This is a genomic window from Rhodopirellula sp. J20-39 (assembly GCF_057365095.1).
The window spans coordinates 77,931-94,713 of sequence record NZ_CP195123.1; the positions used below are offsets into that span (position 1 = coordinate 77,931).

Here is a 16,783-nt window from a genome sequence, read left to right on the forward strand (position 1 = left end):
AAAAATCGTCGTGAGCGGCCGCACTGCACTTGCTTGGAAGAATCTGGTTCACGCCCCGCGTCGACTTGTCCTGGCGACCGCAGGTGTTGGCTTTGCGGCTGTTTTAATGTTCACGCAAAATGGCTTCCAACATGCGTTGCTGGATAGCCCAATCGCGATCATTAAGAAACTGGATTGCGATTTGGTCGCCGTTAGCCCGGCTCGCTACATGCTGTCCGTCAATCAACGCTTTTCCAGAAGCCTTCTCCGCCGAGCCCTGGCCAATCCCGACGTCGATGCAGTCGAGCCGCTATTGATTGAACTGTCCCTCGCTCAGGTGCGGGTCGCTGGTAACCCGGCAAGGGCCATTCGGGTCATTTCAGTCCCGGACTCTCCAGGCTGGCTTAACATCGAAAATTTGGAAGCATCCCGTTCACGGATCCAGCCCGCTGGCACCGCGCTCGTTGATCGGCAATCTCGAAAAGAATACAAGTTCGAATGGGACGCTGATGGGCAACCCAAAAAACAGGTTGTTGAACTAGCGAAAAAACGCATCCGCTTGGTCGGCACGATCCAATTGGGAACTGACTTTGCCAACGAAGGCACGCTGATGGTGCGTGAGCAAGCCTTTGCCGACTACTTTCCCATCCGAGGTTCCGGCAAGCCGCTCGAAGTGGTTGACGTGGGAATGATTAAACTCAAGGACGGTGATCGCAAGTCGCCCGAGGAAATCGCATCCATCGCCCGTCAATTGCAAGAGATGTCCAATGGCCAGTGGGTCGTGATGACTCCCAAACAACTGGAAACTCGCGAAACAAATTTCTGGAAATCACAAACCCCAGTTGGGAAGATCTTTTCAATCGGAACGCTGATGGGTTTCATCGTTGGCGTGATCATTTGCTATCAAATCCTGTACACAAGCTTACAGGACGCGATGCCCGAATTTGCGACGCTCAAAGCGATGGGCTATCCCAATCGCTACTTCGTCGGTTTGGTGACCCAACAATCGGTCTTACTGTCTTTGTTTGGATTCATTCCCGCACTTATCGTGACGTTCGGTTTGTATTGGGGCGTGGAATGGGTTTCTGGGTTACCGATGCGTTTGAACGTCATGCGTGCCGGGATGGTATTGTTATTAACGACAGCGATGTGCCTGACCAGCGGCATGCTGGCGCTTCGAAAATTGTTGCGAGCCGATCCGGCTAGCCTGTTCTAAGGAAATAGCAGTGAAACGTTTTGTTCCTGTTTGTATGTTTGCGGTATGCGCGTTCCTCTCCACCGGAACGTTCCAAGGTACCGGTTTGTTTGAACAAAACTGCGCCGCACAAATCCGTGTGGGGATGCAGAACCCAAACGAATCGGAACTATTGCCGCCGCCCCGAAGCGTTCGTCAACAAATCCGCGAAGCCGACGAAGCGATCCAGCAAGAACGTTACAGCGACGCTGTCGTCCGACTCGGCAATTTGCTTCGCCGGGTATCCCGAGAGAACTTGCCTGAAACGGCCCAGGACTATTTCATCAATCCTAACTCGTCGGGTTTCGATCGCGATGCACAAGATCGTGGCGTACAGGATCCTGAACCCGACTTGATCGACGAACAATCGCTACCATCTGAACAGGACGCAGCCGACCAACCAACCATCATGCGATTGGTTCGGGCCAAGATTGGCCAACTGCCTAAGTCAGGCTTGGAACTTTACGAACTTCGCTACGGTCCGCTTGCCGCCAAGACGCTCAAGGATGCCGAAACCACACGCGACTGGCACGCCGTTGAACAGGTCCGGCGAGAGTTCTTTCACACTCAGGCTGGCTACGAGGCATCATTCCTATTAGCGATGCGAGAGTGGCAACTCGGAAACCCACTGGCGACCCTGATGCTACTAACCGATGTGGTCACGTCGCCTCAAGCCGTGCAACAACTCGGTGACCAGGTGATCTGGCTTCACGCTGGATCCCAAGCTCTGACCGAACGCGAGATCACACCACCCACACGCTGGCCGGCTAGCCTGGCCAAGAACGCGAGAAACATCGAAGGATGGCAAGCGGCCGTCAAGGATCGTTTTTCGGGCAAGTCGATCACCGCCCAAGCCGAAGCCAATCAATATGCCATGTTCGGTGGACGTCCCGATCGCAACGGTGTCTCGGGCGGCCAAATGCCACTCAGCAACCCACGCTGGATGCTAGAAACATCCGGCAGCCCACGCCAGGAACGCCTGATCGAATCGGAAGCGGAACAACTCAAGGCCACCGGGTTGTTACCGCCTCCTTCATGGACGCCGCTGCGTGTTGGCGATCAGTTGTTGATGCGAACAACCCAACGATTGCTAGGTGTTGATCAACGAACCGGCAAACGCATCTGGCAATACCCTTGGTTCTCGCCTCCGGAATCGGTGTCTGACGAAGACGACGAAGATTCCGGCAGTCTACGGCGCCAAGCGGACCCTAACGACATTTTGGCGCAACGCGTTTGGAATGATGTGCCCTATGGTCAATTGTCCAGCGACGGACAACGCGTCTACATGATCGACAATCTCGAACAAATCCAGATCGAACGTATCAACCCATTTGGGATGCGAGGCATCCGTTCCATCCAGGCCAGCAAGAACACGCTCGTTGCTCTGGATGTCGCGACCGAAGGCAAACTCATTTGGCGACTGGGTGCCGTTGAAAACGAACCCTCGCCTTTGGCTGACGCTTTCTTTTTGGGTCCACCGCTACCCGTCCGCGATCGACTTTATGTGATGGCGGAGCTGGCCGGCGAAATCTTGTTGATTTGCTTGGATCCCGCGACGGGCTCTGAGCACTGGCGGCAGGTCCTGGTTTCGATTGAGTCCAGCGGAATCACATCCGATCCCGTTCGCCGCGTCGCCGGTGCGATGCCGACGTACCACAATGGACTTCTAGTCTGTCCGACCGGAACCGGTGTGACGGTCGCGGTCGACCTGATCGACCGCACCTTGCGTTGGGTCCATCGCCAAACACGCAACCAAGACTTCGTTCGCAATGTCTTCCGGCCGCCACCGGAAGTATCGATGACACAACTAAGCCAGCGTTGGGCTTCGTCCGTCGCCATCGCCGAAGGCAACCACATCGCGCTGACGCCGGTCGAATCAGATCGCCTAGTCATCCTGGATGCGGTTACTGGAGAAACTCGGTTCCAGCCGCAACCTCGTATCAAAAATCTGTATCTCGCGGGAATTCGAAACGACCAATACATCATCGTCCGCGCTGACCGAGTGATGGGCTATGACATTCACTCGGGCGACGAAGTTTGGTCCACTCCCAACACCCTGATGAAGTCGAATCAGCGCGTAAGCGGCCGTGGAGTGTTTGGGAAGTCAAGCTACTTCTTGCCGACATCCAACAACGAACTTATCGAAATCTCGACCAATGACGGCAGCATTCTGTCTCGCCGAGTGGTTCGTTTTCCGTTGGGCAATCTGATCGTTGTCGATGGCGAAATCGTGTCCCAAGGCGCCACCACGCTTGCGGTTGCCTACGGCCAAGATTCGCTCGAACCTACGGTGGATCGGATTCTTGCCGCGGACCCCGATGACTTTTTCGCCACTGTTCGCAAGGCGGAACTGTTGATGGAACTCGATGAACGCGAACCCGCACTCGCGTTACTCGCCAAAGCCCGCGATATCGATCCGGAAAACGATGAGGTCATCTTGCTATCGGTCGAGGCCATGCTCGGTAGCCTGCGTGAAAAACAATCGCTATCCGACGCCGATCTCGAAACGTTAAAAACGCTGATTGATCGTCCAGATCAAAGAGCGGAATTACTGGTTCTGCAGAGCACCCACTTACTGCAAAACGGGGAGCATGCGAAAGCCTTCGAACTCTTGCTCGAGCTTTCCGAGCTTCTCGCCCTATACCCGAGTATCAACGATCAGCAATCACACATTTTGCCCATCGATGGCCGACAGTTTTTGTTGTCGTCATGGGTGAGTGCTCGCGTTGCTGAAATCGCAGCCGCTGGGGACGAAACCACAACCCAACAAGTTGGCGAAGCCCTTCAAAATCATCTCAACCAATTCGCGCATGTTGGACAATCCAGCCCCAGTCGCCGATTGGCACATTTCGCTCCAATGTCGTCGATCATGGATTCCGAGCGACAACTGCTACTGAATCGGTACCTTCGCCAGGGTGATTACCTGGCTTGTGAACGGCTGGCCTGGGCGACAGAACTGCCCACCGATAAACATGCCGCTGATCTCGACCTCAGCAGCCTGCTAGCGTTAGCCAAGACTTACAGTCGTGCCGCTTGGGTACAGGATCGAAACCGAATCGCAACGTTGCTTCAAACACGCGACGGTCTCACCCCCGACGATTCGCAAACCATTTTGAACACGCTTGAAGAGTTCCCCGCCATCGGCGTCATGCGTGGCCAAGTCCAATGGCCGCCGTCGGTCAGCTTGCAATGGCAATCCACCCGCGCACGTCCAATCCATGGCCTGACCTCTGACCGCCGATACGCCAAAACGATTCACTTGATGGGTCAAACGACGGCGGGTTGGCAAGCAATCAGCGACAACAATCCAATCGCGCTGCTGGAACGAAACGGCATCGCCCGATCGATTCCTGTCGAAGGCCTCACGGCGCGTAATTCCAGCGACAAAGAAGTCACGATCAGTGGCGGCTTGATGCTCGTCCTTACGCCATCCGAACTGATCGCGATTGACCTCTTTCGCGTTCTAGCGGGAAGCTCCGATTCCCCAGCGGTTCGGTGGCGACGTAGCCACAGTCCGGACGGACAACCGGTAGCCAAACTGCGAAGTGAAACTTCCAAGTTCGGTGACGAGGTCTATCGCTACCTCACCAATACGAAAACTGCAAACGCCGATGAGGCCCAATTGCGTTTGGGTCCCGTCTTAGGCAATCGTCTATTCCTGCTTCAAGGAAACGAACTGGCCTGTTTCGATTGCGTGACCGGCGAACCACTTTGGCGAAGCGACATCGGCGCCCCCGGAAGCGGAGTCGTCGCACGTGATGGACGTGTCGCTGTGCTTAGTGAACGCAACAACGAAGTCATCACGTTCGATTGGCATGACGGTCGGCGTATTGAATCGAAGCCGTTGCTGATCTCGTCCATGATGACCGCGATCGGGAATCATGCCCTTTTGGTCTCCAAATACGATGCGACGAAAGAGGAAGCGACCTCCAAGTTGCATGACCCGTATATCGTTGAAATCTTCGACCCAATCTCGATGCAACGTGTCCAACGCCGCGTCGCCTCGCCAGTTAACTTGACCGATCAAGATCGGACCTCCGGCTACGGCGAACTGATCGAAGGCCGCTACTTCACGCTGCTTGACAACGAAGGGCGTGCGACGATCTGGGACGTTCTGACTGGTGAAGAAATCGCCGATGTGAGCGTGCCCATTCGGCCTAACCTATTCCGATTGTCCGCGATGCGTTTGCAGGATCGTTTTCTACTTCTACCACGCTGCAAGCTATCCCAAACAACACTCCGCACGGTCAGCTCCATCACAGTTGCTGGCGGTGCCTCGGTTCAGGGCATCACCGATGTGCACTGCATCAAGGCATCACCCGAATCCGAGACGGCGGAACTTGCTTGGAGCCGTTCGTTTGATTCCGCTCGCGGTATCACAACCCACCAACCCTTTGCAACTCCGATGTTGCTACTGACCCGCGGGCACTTCTACAACACCAGCACCACCGCCCGCCGGCGAGAACTGGATGTTTGGGGACTGAGCGTCGAGACTGGCGAAACGCTTGTCGAGCTGGAACAAAAGCAAATCAACAGCCCTAATTCCAAAATCGAAACCGACGTGCGGCTACTGCCCCATCGCAATCAAATCCTGGCTACGGTCCAAAGCGAACTGCTCACTTTCACCTTCTCCGACACTCCACTAAACACCCCGTCGGACGAGGAAGCCGAAACCGATCCACCATCGGACGAAGACTCCGACCAGTCACCTCCGTCGGACGTTCTTGATGAATAGCGATCAGGTGCGGATTCAACGTGATGAAGCCGGCGCTCAGGTGCAAACCGGCATTGGGGTTTTCGGAGGATCGTTTGACCCCATTCATGTCGGACACCTTTGGATGGCCGAATCCGCGTTAGAACAACTACCCGTAAGCCATGTGCGTTGGTTCCCCGCCGCGACCAGCCCGTTAAAACCCCATGGTCCGGTCGCTGACAATTCCCAACGTCTGCAAATGCTAAAACTGGCGTTGGCCGGACAAAAAGGTCACGTAGTTGACCCTTGGGAACTGGAGCAAGAAGGCGTTAGCTACACCGTCGACACTCTGAACTATTTACATGCGTCTCAACCCGACGCCCCCTTGTTCCTGATCATGGGCGCCGACTCATTGGCCTCTTTTGACCGCTGGAAAGATCCCGCCAAAATTCTCCAGCGGTGCACCTTAGCCGTTATCGCTCGGGGAGGTCACGCTGAACCCGACTACCAAATTCTAAACGACTTCGCTGATCCCGACGTTGTGCAGAAGTGCCGCAACGCCGAAATCCGCATGCCACAAATCGAAGTCAGCAGCAGCGATCTACGATCGCGACTGGCGCGGTCCAAATCAATCCGCTTCCAAACCCCACACCCTGTCGCCGCCTTCATTCGCAACGAATCACCATACCCGGTCGACTAACGTTGATGCGTTTTAAGCAGCGTGGCGATTTTCGAACATAGCCAGCGATAGGTGTGCCGCTTTCCGGCCGCGTTCGATCAAATCTTCTGGGCGACTGAAGTCAAACCAGGCCACGTTTCCGACTTCAGGACGAATGATCACGTCCGCAGCCTCAAGCACGTGTCGCCGCATCATCCGCTCGCAAACATCGTCCAATCGCATCATCACATCCAATGCCGTATCACACCGATCGATACAAGTCGGATCCTGGCTAACGTCCACTCCAATCGTTAAGTCGCTTGCGTAGCTGCGGGCAAGCAGTGTGGGAAGCGATTCGATTACCCCGATATCGCATAGCAACATGTTGCCCCACCGAACCGGCGGAAAGATTCCTGGTATTGCCGACGAAGCCTGCACTGCCAAGCGAAGCGATCCCTTTTCCAGCACGACGCGTTGACCGCTATACAGATCAACCGCCACGATACTCAATGGGCACTTCACATCCGCGATATCCATGTCCGGCAACAAGTGTTCAATCGCATCACACAAAGATTCATCCGATATCAAACTCGGTCCGGTCGCTGCCCTTGCTAATCGCCGATGAGCCGACAAAACCTTGGTCAATCGTGTGTACCAAGAAAACGTGCTTCCGGAATGTTCATCGCCACTCGGTGGAGCGGCCCCACACAATTCTTGCTGCTTAAGTTGAAAGATCGGCGAGTGCAGAAGCTGCAACGCTTGCGATTGCACTTTCCGGATGTCCGGTTCGATAGCGCACATGGCACCAACCAAACTTCCCATGCTAACGCCTACGATGCGCTCGATTTGGACTCCTGACTCGCCGATGGCTTGCATCGCCCCCAAGTGCGCCAGTCCCCGCGCACCTCCACCTCCCAGCGCAACCACAGCCCGCCGCGATACCACATCGGTATCCGGCATCCTGTCGTTGCTATCCGGTTGGATCCAAGGCGAAAATATTTCGAACAGTTTCATAAGTCCTCCCACTCAATTTTCCGAAGCTGTCTCGTACGACTGCAAGATTCCACTTGACTCAACACCGTCCAACTCGTGCCAACCCTTTTCGGCAATACGTTTGCCTAGCTGGGTCACCTGATGGAATTCACGATCGGTTGCCTTGGCTCCCGTGATTCTGCGACGCAGTTCAGCGCAAAGAGCGACTCCGGCCGATTCGGTGACCGAGTCGCGAGACAAAGCTGCGTATTGGCTTGTCACTAGGATCACCAACGCATCCTGCATCTTGGATGAAAGCTGTGACATACGACACTGTCGGTCAGCCAACTTCAATTGATGCTTACGCATCGTCGAACTAATCTCGAAACCGCCTTCGGAAAGGGTGCGTTGTGCAAACTTGGCATGCGCGTGCAACTTCGCCGACATATCCGGCAACCGTGTCCAGTGCGCTCCGCCCAATCGTCGACCAGCGTACCACTTCGAATACCGCATCATTGGTTCACGCAGCGCCCAAAGATGCGACGGGTTGGCTAGATTTGGCTGTGAAATCCCAAGATCATGCAGCGTTCGACCGATCGGCTCGAAGAACGTCTTACCGTGATGCTTGACGAGCGACTTGAAGAAAGCCATCCCCAGCATTTCGCCTTCACCCTCGTAAATGCACGGCGCCAGAAACTCATGCACATTGTCGCCGAACATGTGACCGTGCAGGAACGAACGCCCACCATGCGTCTTCATGAACAACTCGATCGCCGCTTCTTTTTGCGCCTCACTGCCAAATATTTTCGCGACAATGCATTCCATCTCACCGCGGAACCCTTGATCAAGCAAGCCAGCACACCACTGCGTCATCGCGTCACAGCCCACGATTAGGCCCGCCATTCGACCTATCCGTCGACGCACCAACTCGCGTTGTTCGATTGCCTGCCCGTACGTTTTCCGGAAACTTGCCCACGGCAAAATCTCTGACAACATCCAACGCATCGTGCCTGCGGCATTGGCACACAACGCGACTCGGCCAAGATTCAATCCGTGGTATGCGATCGTCAGTCCGTCACCACGTACCGGTATCAACCGGTTTTCCGCTGGGACACGGAAATTCTTGAATACAAGACCGTTGTTATGTGCCCGGCGTAAAGCATAGATACCGTATTGATTCAGCTGAAAATGCTCGTCTTGGTGATCGGGCAAATCAACAATCAACACGCTGGGCACATTGTCAATTTTGCACACCAAACCAATCGTCCGGCCCTCGATCGCATTGGTGATGAACAGCTTCTCGCCATTAACGACGTACTCATCACCGTCCAAGACCGCTGTCGTTTTCAAAGCCGTCAAGTCACTACCGGCGCCCGGTTCAGTTAATGCGAAAGCCGACAATCGCGTCCCATCAGCCAGCTTAGGAAGCAAACGTTGTTTCTGTTCCGCGGTTCCGAATGATCGCACCGGATCGACCGCCCCAATGCAACCATGAACCGAGGCCAAACCGGCGACCGTCGGATCGATCGTTGCCATGGAGGTCACCAAACGAGCGAACTGTTGCATCGAAGCGCCGCTTCCGCCGTATTCCCGATCGACCAGGGTTCCCCAATACCCAGCGTCACCGAGATCCGCCAACACATCATCCGCAATTTTGCCCTGATCGTTCAACAATGTCCCGCGATCCCGGTGATAGCGGACCAATGACAACGAACGCTCGCTGACCCGATTCACGTCTTCGGACGGCATATCGAGATCACAGTAGAACAATTCGGTCGGCACTAACCGATCCCAAACCGCTCGGTGCGCGGGACTGTTGGCGGTTTGATACTGCGGTGCGAACAGGTCTTCCACCTGATCATCAGCACTGTCTAGCACACCAGTACGACGAGCTTCGTCGGCCGAGGCACCGCCTAACCGTAGTGCAACCTCAGCAAACGACTCACCTTGTTTGACAGGACCGGCCTCCACACGGTTAGCTTCCGTTGGTGCCAGCGTCTCGTCTTTATGAATATCGGTACTCATCAGAAATCTCCTCAACGATAGGGACATCACCGCACTCGATATCGAGCGGAAAACGCCGGCGAATCAGGCTCTCGCCCCCGCCGGCTAAGTCATTCAATGGGTCGACCTAGGCTCACGATGCAATCGAGGACCAAAGAAGGTCTCGCCACGCTCGGCCATCGCCAGCAACTCCTCGGGCGGAGTGAATCGGTCGCCGTGCAAAACGCATAAGTGGTTGCTGTTCTGAACCACCCGTTTCAATCCAATCGTGTCAACTAAATGCAACGGACCGCCGTGGTGGGGTGCAAAGCCGGTCCCAAGCACCATCGCCAAGTCAATCGCCCAAGCTTCCTCAACCACCTTCACCTGATGGCAGGTGATGGCTTCAATCAGCATCGGGTAAACCAACCGACGCTGAATCTCCGATAAGCCATCGACGACAAAGCCATCTCGATTGGAAACCAACTTTGCTTCAGCCGGTTTATTGAGCCGATCCATCGCCCTCCAGATGCGACCTTTGCGATAGTCGTAAAAGCCGCGACCGGTCTTCTTTCCTAAACGGCCCGCACTGACCATTTCAGACAATGGCGTCACAACCTCAGCGGTCCCGCGAGAAACCGACTTCAACGAACTGGCGACATGGACCGCGATATCCAGCCCCACTTGGTCGAGCAATTCCAGCGGCCCCATCGGCATACCAAACTTCCGCACCTGACCGTCGATCTGCTTCACCGTATAGCCTTCGCCCAACATCCGCACTGCTTCCCCTAGATAAGGAAACAGCACTCGGTTGACCAGAAATCCTGATGTGTCAGCGGTCACCACCGGTGTCTTGCCCATCGCTTTGACAAAGCCGATTAGACGAGCAACGGTGGCCTGATCCGTGTTTTCACAGCGAATCACTTCCACCAATTCCATCCTATGAACAGGATTGAAAAAATGCAGGCCGGCTACCCGTTCAGGATGCTCGGTCGCCTCGCTCATTCGGGACACCGAAAGCGAGGACGTATTGCTAGCCAAGACGGCAGTCGGGCGAGTCACGCGGTCCATTTCAGCAAACACCTTCGCCTTCACTTCATCGCGTTCGACAACTGCTTCGATCACCAAATCACAACCGTTCAATTCGATTGGCTTGGTCGTGTAAGAAACTCGATCGAGTGTCGACTTCAGCTTCGCTTCCGACCAATCTTGACGCGAGGCCAAACTCTTCATGAGCTTCGTCACTCGTATTCGCCCTGATTGCAATTGCTTGTCGTCGATCTCTTTGACGACCACGTCAAAATCTCGGACCGCCGCAAGCTGAGCGATTCCCGCTCCCATCGCCCCTGCTCCGATCACACCGACGCGGCGAATCGGTGAATGATGCAGAGCGGGCGTCACGTCTTCGGTCCAGGTTGAAAACTTGCGAGCCTTTTCGCGAGCAAAAAACAGTCCCAATAACCGCTTGGATGTGGACGTATTGAGAAGCTTAACGAACTCTTCCCGCTCCACTTGATAACCGATCGGCCCACGCTCAAAGCCCGCATCGATTGCCCGAATGGCGGCGTTCAAAGCTGGATAATGAAGCGACTTCGATGCGACCTTTTTACGGGCTACCGACAAGATTCCTTGACGAATCCACCCCATTTGTGACAATCGGATCTTGAGTTTCGTCATCCACCCATGTGCACGTCCCTGCTTACGATAAAGCACTTTCGTAACAAAGTGATCGCGTTGCGTTTGCCACTGTTCCGGATCAATCGCTTGATCAATTAGTCCGACTCGCACCGCGTCTTGCGCATTAAGGTGCTTGCCTTTCAAGATCATGTCTAAGGCAGTACCGATCCCTACTAATCGGGGCAAACGTTGGGTTCCGCCCCATCCGGGGATCAACCCTAACTTGATCTCGGGAAGTCCAATCTTCGTGTGGCTGTTTGCTCTGGCGATTCGGTAATCGCACGCCAACGCCCACTCCAAACCTCCGCCTAAACATGGCCCGTCAATCACCAACATGGTTGTCATCGGTAGCCATGCAATGCGTTGAAACAAAGATTGCCCAGCGACGATCAACCGGGTCGCCTCTTTAACAGAATCGATTTCCGCAATCGCCGACACGTCCGCGCCAGCGAGAAAACCGCTTTCCTTGCCGCTTTCAAACACCACCAATCGAATTCCAGCAGCGTGCTCAATCGAATCGACAATCTGACTGAGTTCCTCCATTACATCCCGTGTCAGGATGTTGAAGGGTTTCCCCGGCACATCGATTGAAACGGTGACCACACCGCGTTTGTCTTCGGTCACGGTGAAGTTGTGATAAATCGCCGTATTCATTTCATTCTCCCAGTTCTGTTTCCAAAATCATCGCCACACCCTGGCCGCCCCCCACACAAAGACTGGCCAACCCTCGCCGCCCACCGGTTTGTTTGAGCGATCGAAGCATCGTTAACACCAAACGTGTTCCTGTTGTGCCGACCGGATGCCCCAAAGCAATCGCTCCGCCGTGCACATTTAGCTTGGCTGGATCGAGCACGCCAACGGCCTCCGATCGCCCCAACTCATCTTGCGCGAACTTTCTAGAAGCTAACGCCACTTGGCACGCCAGCACTTGCGCCGCAAAGGCCTCGTTGATCTCCACCAGATCAAAATCGTCTAGCTTCAATCCGGTCCGATCGAGCAGTTTGGCGATTGCATAGACTGGCCCTAAACCCATCCGGCGAGGATCACATCCCGCGATTGCATAGTCCGTCACGTAACCAATCGGCGAACCGGAGAAACGGTCCAGCCGGTCTGCCGCCGACAAGACAAGACATGCCGCACCGTCCGTTAACGGACAACTATTACCAGCAGTAACAGATCCTTGTTTATCAAAGATCGGACGCAACTTGGCGAGCGCCGCCATGGATTGCCTGTATCGAATCGCATTGTCTTTCTCGAACGATACCGCGTCTCCCGTCGCAACTGGCGTGATCTCACCGGACAGAAAACAAGCTTTTTGAGCCGTTTCTGCCTTCTGATGGCTCTCCATCGCGAACTTGTCTTGCTGCTCGCGCGTGATGCCAAACTCTTTCGCAAGAACCTCCGCGGTCTCGCCCATATTCAATCCAGAAACCGGATCGGTTAATCCCAGCTCGATGCCAATGACTGGCTTGAAGTCACGAGGGCGAAACTTCATGACGGCCTTCATCTTTTGTGCAAAAGTTCGGGCGCGTGCCAATTCCATCCAGCGACTTGCCGCCTTCGGATGAACAAGCAATGGAATGTTCGACATCGATTCGGTCCCGCCTGCGACCACGGTCGAAGCCCGACCTCGGTGAATCGCATCCCACCCCGACAGGATGGATTCCATGCCCGACGCGCAGTTACGATTGACGGTGTGCGCGATTCGGTCTTGAGGAACGCCAGCGCTCAGTGCGATCACACGAGCCACGTTGGCGGCATCGGGTGGCCCCGATACATTTCCCATCACGACTTCATCAATGTCTTTGGCCGTCACACCGGCTCGTTCTACGGCGGCCAATAGAGCAACTCGCCCTAGCTCAACCGCTGAGACATCATTCAAGTCGGTCATCGCTTTGGCAAACGGAGTGCGTACTCCCGAGACAATCGCTACAGGTTCAAGCGGTTTCATATTGCGGTCTCCTTTGCTGAGTCGCCGGTACTGAGCGTCTCATCATTCATCGCCTCGTCTTTCACGGGCGTTTGGGACGAGGACGTTTGAGCACCTTCACGAAGCGAGCGACGAATCACCTTGCCGAGAAAGTTACGAGGCAGGTCCTCGCAAACCTCGTACATCCGGGGACGTTTGTACTTTGAAAGCAATTTCTCACTATGAGCCCGAGTAGCCGCTTCATCCCATTTCGATCCCGGCGCAAGCACCAGAAACGCTTTTACAACCTCACCGCGGCTGGGATCCGGGACGCCTACCACAGCCGCCTCCTGGATCCATTCGGCTTGAACTAAAGCCGACTCCACTTCGCTGGGATAAACGTTGAATCCCGACGTGATAATCAGATCCTTCTTGCGTCCCACAATCTTGTAACGACCAGCGGTGTCTTGCATGGCTAGATCACCGGTATACAACCATCCGCCACGAATCGCCGCTTCGGTGGCAGCCCGATCGTTCCAATAGCCCATCATGACTTGGGGGCCACGGATAATGAGCTCGCCCACTTCGCCGTGCAACACCGGGGTAAGGCCGTCTTCCGCGTTCACGATTCGCGATTCGGTACGGGGCAATGGGTAGCCAATCGTGCCGTACGCTGGTTCACGGAATAGATGCCCGACGTGGGTTACCGGTGACGCTTCGCTCAATCCATAACCTTCGACAACCAAGGCTCCGGTATGGCGACTGAATTCGTCAGCTACTTCCGCATCCAACGGCGCACCACCGGAGATCACCCAACGAAGCCCACGCAGGTCAGGTTCCACCGCGCGAAATCGCTCATTCATCGCTACCAGCATCGCTGGAACGGCATGGAAAACAGTTGGCTGATGCTCGTGAAGCAGGTCAATGACTTGGTTACTATTAAAACGATGGTGCATGATTAAAGTTGCCCCAGTCGCAGCGCCTCCCAAAACCGTCGCGGACATCCCATAGCTATGAAAGAACGGCAACACAGCCAACATTTTCTCACGACCAAACGAACGGCGCGTCCAAACAAACTGTTGCCAAGCGTTCGCGACGAGGTTTGTATGGCTAAGCGTCACCGCTTTGGGAACTCCCGTTGTTCCACCGGTTGGCAAGATGTACGCCGCATCGCTTGATGGATGGATCACCACTCGGCGGTACTCCATCTCCTCCGCCTGCATTTCATCCCAAAACCAGCGGCACCGCTCGTCCGACGGCATCGTCCAATAACCCGTTCGCTGGTGCCGCATCCATAGGTAGCCAAGTTGGTGCAGCGATGGTAAGTGCTGGCGAATCGACACCAACAACAACTTCACATCCAGATCGGTGACCGTGTCACTGAGCATGTCCAAACACACGACCAGCCGGCAACCGGTTTCCTGCAGCAGTTTGTCTACTTCGTCGGCAACCATCAAAGGGCTGATCGCGATCGCGATACCACCGGCGCGCCAAATCGCGTTGGCCGCGATTACATACTCGGGAACATTGGGCAACTGAATCCCAACGCGATCTCCGGGTCGCACACCCAATCGCTGCAACACCGCTGCGGCACGAATCGCCTGTTGATTCAGCTCACGGTACGACCAATGCGAATCTCCATACACAATCGCATCACGCTGGGGAAGTTGCTCGGCGGCATGCTGAAGAAGGCCGAAGGCAGGCAAGTCTTTATAAGACTTGATCCCGTTTGCTGGACGATAAGCGGTGTCATTCTCGAAGCGAGAAAAACTGAATCGCTGATCATTGGAACGCCGGTGACCCATAGTGGACCTCCCAACACTTCCGCCCTCTCCCTAGGAGCGGTCGGCTGTCGGCCCGGAGTCAGCCAAGACGAGAAATCTTGCGACAATCGCGAACCGACCAAAACCGATGATCGGCCCAGCACGTCAAGTCGAGAGCGGAAACCGAGCCGAAACTGCTCAGCGACTTGTTGCACTCCATTCTACGCCACGACTGCAACAAAGACAAGTATTTTCACGCAATTCGGCAATTAGGGAAAAGAACACGTCGCAAACAGCGGCAATCACGACCTTTCCCAATAGCTGTGACCGGCGAAACCGCGGTTGGCCTCGCTACGAAACTGGGTTTCGACCGTCCCTATCGCTCGTCACACAGAGTCCGCCGGCCGGCACCGATCAAGCGGACTCCGCAACCATCTCCATGATGGGTTCGCCGTTCGCGTGGACGCTCGGATTCGCCCAACTCGGATGGTTCGGGATCCATTGTGGCATCAAGGATCCGATAACGATTGCGGACAAGCTAGCCGCCAAGCCGCACAACTGTGACGGCACGATGAAGTCTGGCGTGAGAAAGTCGACAGCTAACCAAGTGCCTACGCCTGCAAAGATGGAAAGCAAAGCACCCTGCGTCGTTGCACGCCCCCACCCCAAACCAACGGCAAGCGGTGCCAGCGCGCCGACAAGCGGAACACTGTAAGCCTGCTGGACCATCTGGTACATCGTGTTGTTACTGTTAACGGCTTGGTATACGGCCGCAATTGCGAAAACCAGCAAGACGCTACGCAGCCATCGCAGCATTGTCTTGTCATCCATATTTGGTCTGAAAGGTCGCACGACGTTTTCAACGATCAGACTCGCGGGCGCCAATAGAGTCCCGCTCGCAGTCGACAAAATTGCTGACAGTAATGCTCCCAAGAACAAAGCCTGTGCCCAAAATGGAGTCGCCAGCATGATCGCCGAAGGCAGTGCACGCTGCACTTCACGCAAATCCTCGCTTGCAAATTGCTTGAGATAATCCGGGTCAATCACCACGGCACAGTAGGCGATGAACATCGGCACAAAGGCGAACACGCAGTAAAACAGTCCCCCGAGGAGGGTCCCACGAACTGCAGTTCGCTCGTCCTTCGCACTCGTCACTCGCTGAAACACGTCTTGCTGGGGAATCGATCCCAACGCCGCCGTGAGAAACCCTCCGATATAGACAAACCACTCTCTTTTTCCGCCATCAGGAAATAGCTGTAGTCGTCCAGCGGTATAAGCGGATTCAACGACAACGCCTGCACCGCCTGCCGCTTTCGCCATCAACACGGCGACAACGATCAAGCCGACAATGATCACGCCCGTTTGAATCATGTCGGTCAGTGCCACTGACCACATGCCACCCATCATGGTGTAAAAGGCGACGATCACCAGCCCCACGTAGATCCCGTTGTTGATGGTCATCCATTCCCATCCCATGCTTTTGCATAGAACCGAGATCACCAACCCAAGGGCGGTTAGCTGCGCCGCCGCCCAACCGAGATAAGATGCCGCGATCACCACCGAGGTAAGCACTTCGGTGGTTTTCCCGAATCGTTTGCGGTAAAAATCGCCGATCGTCAAAAGCTCTAGTCGATAGAACGCTTTTGCAAAAAATACGGCAACCAAAATCAGGCAAACAGAAAACCCAAACGGATCGCCGGGGATCGCACTCAGCCCTTCGCCGGCGAATGTTGCCGAAACCGATAAGACGGTTTCGGCCCCAAACCAGGTTGCAAACACACACGCAAAATTCATGTACAGCGGCAATGATCGCCCAGCCACCATGAAATCGCGTGCCCCCGCAACACGGCGGGAGGCAATACAACCGACAACGATAGTCAGCGCCAGATAACTGACGATGGCAATACTCAGCATC

Annotated in this window: 9 protein-coding genes; 3 read left to right on the forward strand and 6 right to left on the reverse strand. The window is 55.1% G+C overall.

Translation table 11 applies throughout. The features are described from left to right. The first annotated feature begins 10 nt into the window (after nt 1-10). From ACR3ZL_RS00255 to nadD, 3 genes are read left to right on the forward strand one after another with little or no spacing between them, the layout of a single operon-like run. A complete protein-coding gene (locus tag ACR3ZL_RS00255; protein WP_473649879.1) occupies nt 11-1,195 on the forward strand; it encodes an FtsX-like permease family protein in 1,185 nt (394 codons plus the stop codon). 10 nt (nt 1,196-1,205) lie between these two features. Beyond that, nucleotides 1,206-5,948 (forward strand): outer membrane protein assembly factor BamB family protein, encoded by a 4,743-nt coding sequence (locus tag ACR3ZL_RS00260; RefSeq protein ID WP_473649878.1) that lies wholly within the window; start codon nt 1,206-1,208, stop codon nt 5,946-5,948. Further along, nucleotides 5,941-6,606 (forward strand): nicotinate (nicotinamide) nucleotide adenylyltransferase, encoded by a 666-nt coding sequence (gene nadD, locus ACR3ZL_RS00265; protein WP_473649877.1) that lies wholly within the window; start codon nt 5,941-5,943, stop codon nt 6,604-6,606. Before ACR3ZL_RS00260 ends, nadD begins: the two co-directional genes overlap by 8 nt. A gap of 12 nt (nt 6,607-6,618) precedes the next feature. Here the strand turns inward: nadD and ACR3ZL_RS00270 are convergent, their stop codons facing one another. The 6 genes from ACR3ZL_RS00270 to ACR3ZL_RS00295 all read right to left on the reverse strand — a co-directional run bounded on the left by ACR3ZL_RS00270 (nt 6,619) and on the right by ACR3ZL_RS00295 (nt 16,782). After that, nucleotides 6,619-7,578, reverse strand: a complete 960-nt coding sequence (locus ACR3ZL_RS00270) for a patatin-like phospholipase family protein (RefSeq protein ID WP_473649876.1) — start codon at nt 7,576-7,578, stop codon at nt 6,619-6,621. A 12-nt stretch (nt 7,579-7,590) separates the two neighbouring features. Beyond that, nucleotides 7,591-9,561, reverse strand: a complete 1,971-nt coding sequence (locus ACR3ZL_RS00275) for an acyl-CoA dehydrogenase family protein (RefSeq protein ID WP_473649875.1) — start codon at nt 9,559-9,561, stop codon at nt 7,591-7,593. Nucleotides 9,562-9,654: 93 nt separating this feature from the next. Further along, nucleotides 9,655-11,850, reverse strand: coding sequence for a 3-hydroxyacyl-CoA dehydrogenase NAD-binding domain-containing protein (locus ACR3ZL_RS00280; protein ID WP_473649874.1), 2,196 nt, complete (start codon nt 11,848-11,850; stop codon nt 9,655-9,657). 1 nt (nt 11,851) lies between these two features. After that, nucleotides 11,852-13,147, reverse strand: a complete 1,296-nt coding sequence (locus ACR3ZL_RS00285; protein ID WP_473649873.1) for a thiolase family protein — start codon at nt 13,145-13,147, stop codon at nt 11,852-11,854. Continuing rightward, nucleotides 13,144-14,910, reverse strand: a complete 1,767-nt coding sequence (locus ACR3ZL_RS00290; protein WP_486173131.1) for an AMP-binding protein — start codon at nt 14,908-14,910, stop codon at nt 13,144-13,146. The genes ACR3ZL_RS00285 and ACR3ZL_RS00290 overlap by 4 nt, the downstream gene beginning before the upstream one ends. A gap of 372 nt (nt 14,911-15,282) precedes the next feature. Beyond that, the gene (locus tag ACR3ZL_RS00295) at nt 15,283-16,782 is read right to left on the reverse strand and encodes a high affinity choline transporter 1 (protein WP_473649870.1); all 1,500 of its coding nucleotides are present in this window, start codon (nt 16,780-16,782) and stop codon (nt 15,283-15,285) included. Between the last annotated feature and the right edge of the window lies 1 nt (nt 16,783).

What these genes read in the sequence shown, in the direction of transcription:
- ACR3ZL_RS00280 (WP_473649874.1), bottom strand. Translation starts at nt 11,850, where the DNA reads ATGAATACGGCGATTTATCACAACTTCACCGTGACCGAAGACAAACGC.
- ACR3ZL_RS00275 (WP_473649875.1), bottom strand. Translation starts at nt 9,561, where the DNA reads ATGAGTACCGATATTCATAAAGACGAGACGCTGGCACCAACGGAAGCT.
- nadD (WP_473649877.1), top strand. Translation starts at nt 5,941, where the DNA reads ATGAATAGCGATCAGGTGCGGATTCAACGTGATGAAGCCGGCGCTCAG.
- ACR3ZL_RS00285 (WP_473649873.1), bottom strand. Translation starts at nt 13,147, where the DNA reads ATGAAACCGCTTGAACCTGTAGCGATTGTCTCGGGAGTACGCACTCCG.
- ACR3ZL_RS00295 (WP_473649870.1), bottom strand. Translation starts at nt 16,782, where the DNA reads ATGCTGAGTATTGCCATCGTCAGTTATCTGGCGCTGACTATCGTTGTC.
- ACR3ZL_RS00290 (WP_486173131.1), bottom strand. Translation starts at nt 14,910, where the DNA reads ATGGGTCACCGGCGTTCCAATGATCAGCGATTCAGTTTTTCTCGCTTC.
- ACR3ZL_RS00270 (WP_473649876.1), bottom strand. Translation starts at nt 7,578, where the DNA reads ATGAAACTGTTCGAAATATTTTCGCCTTGGATCCAACCGGATAGCAAC.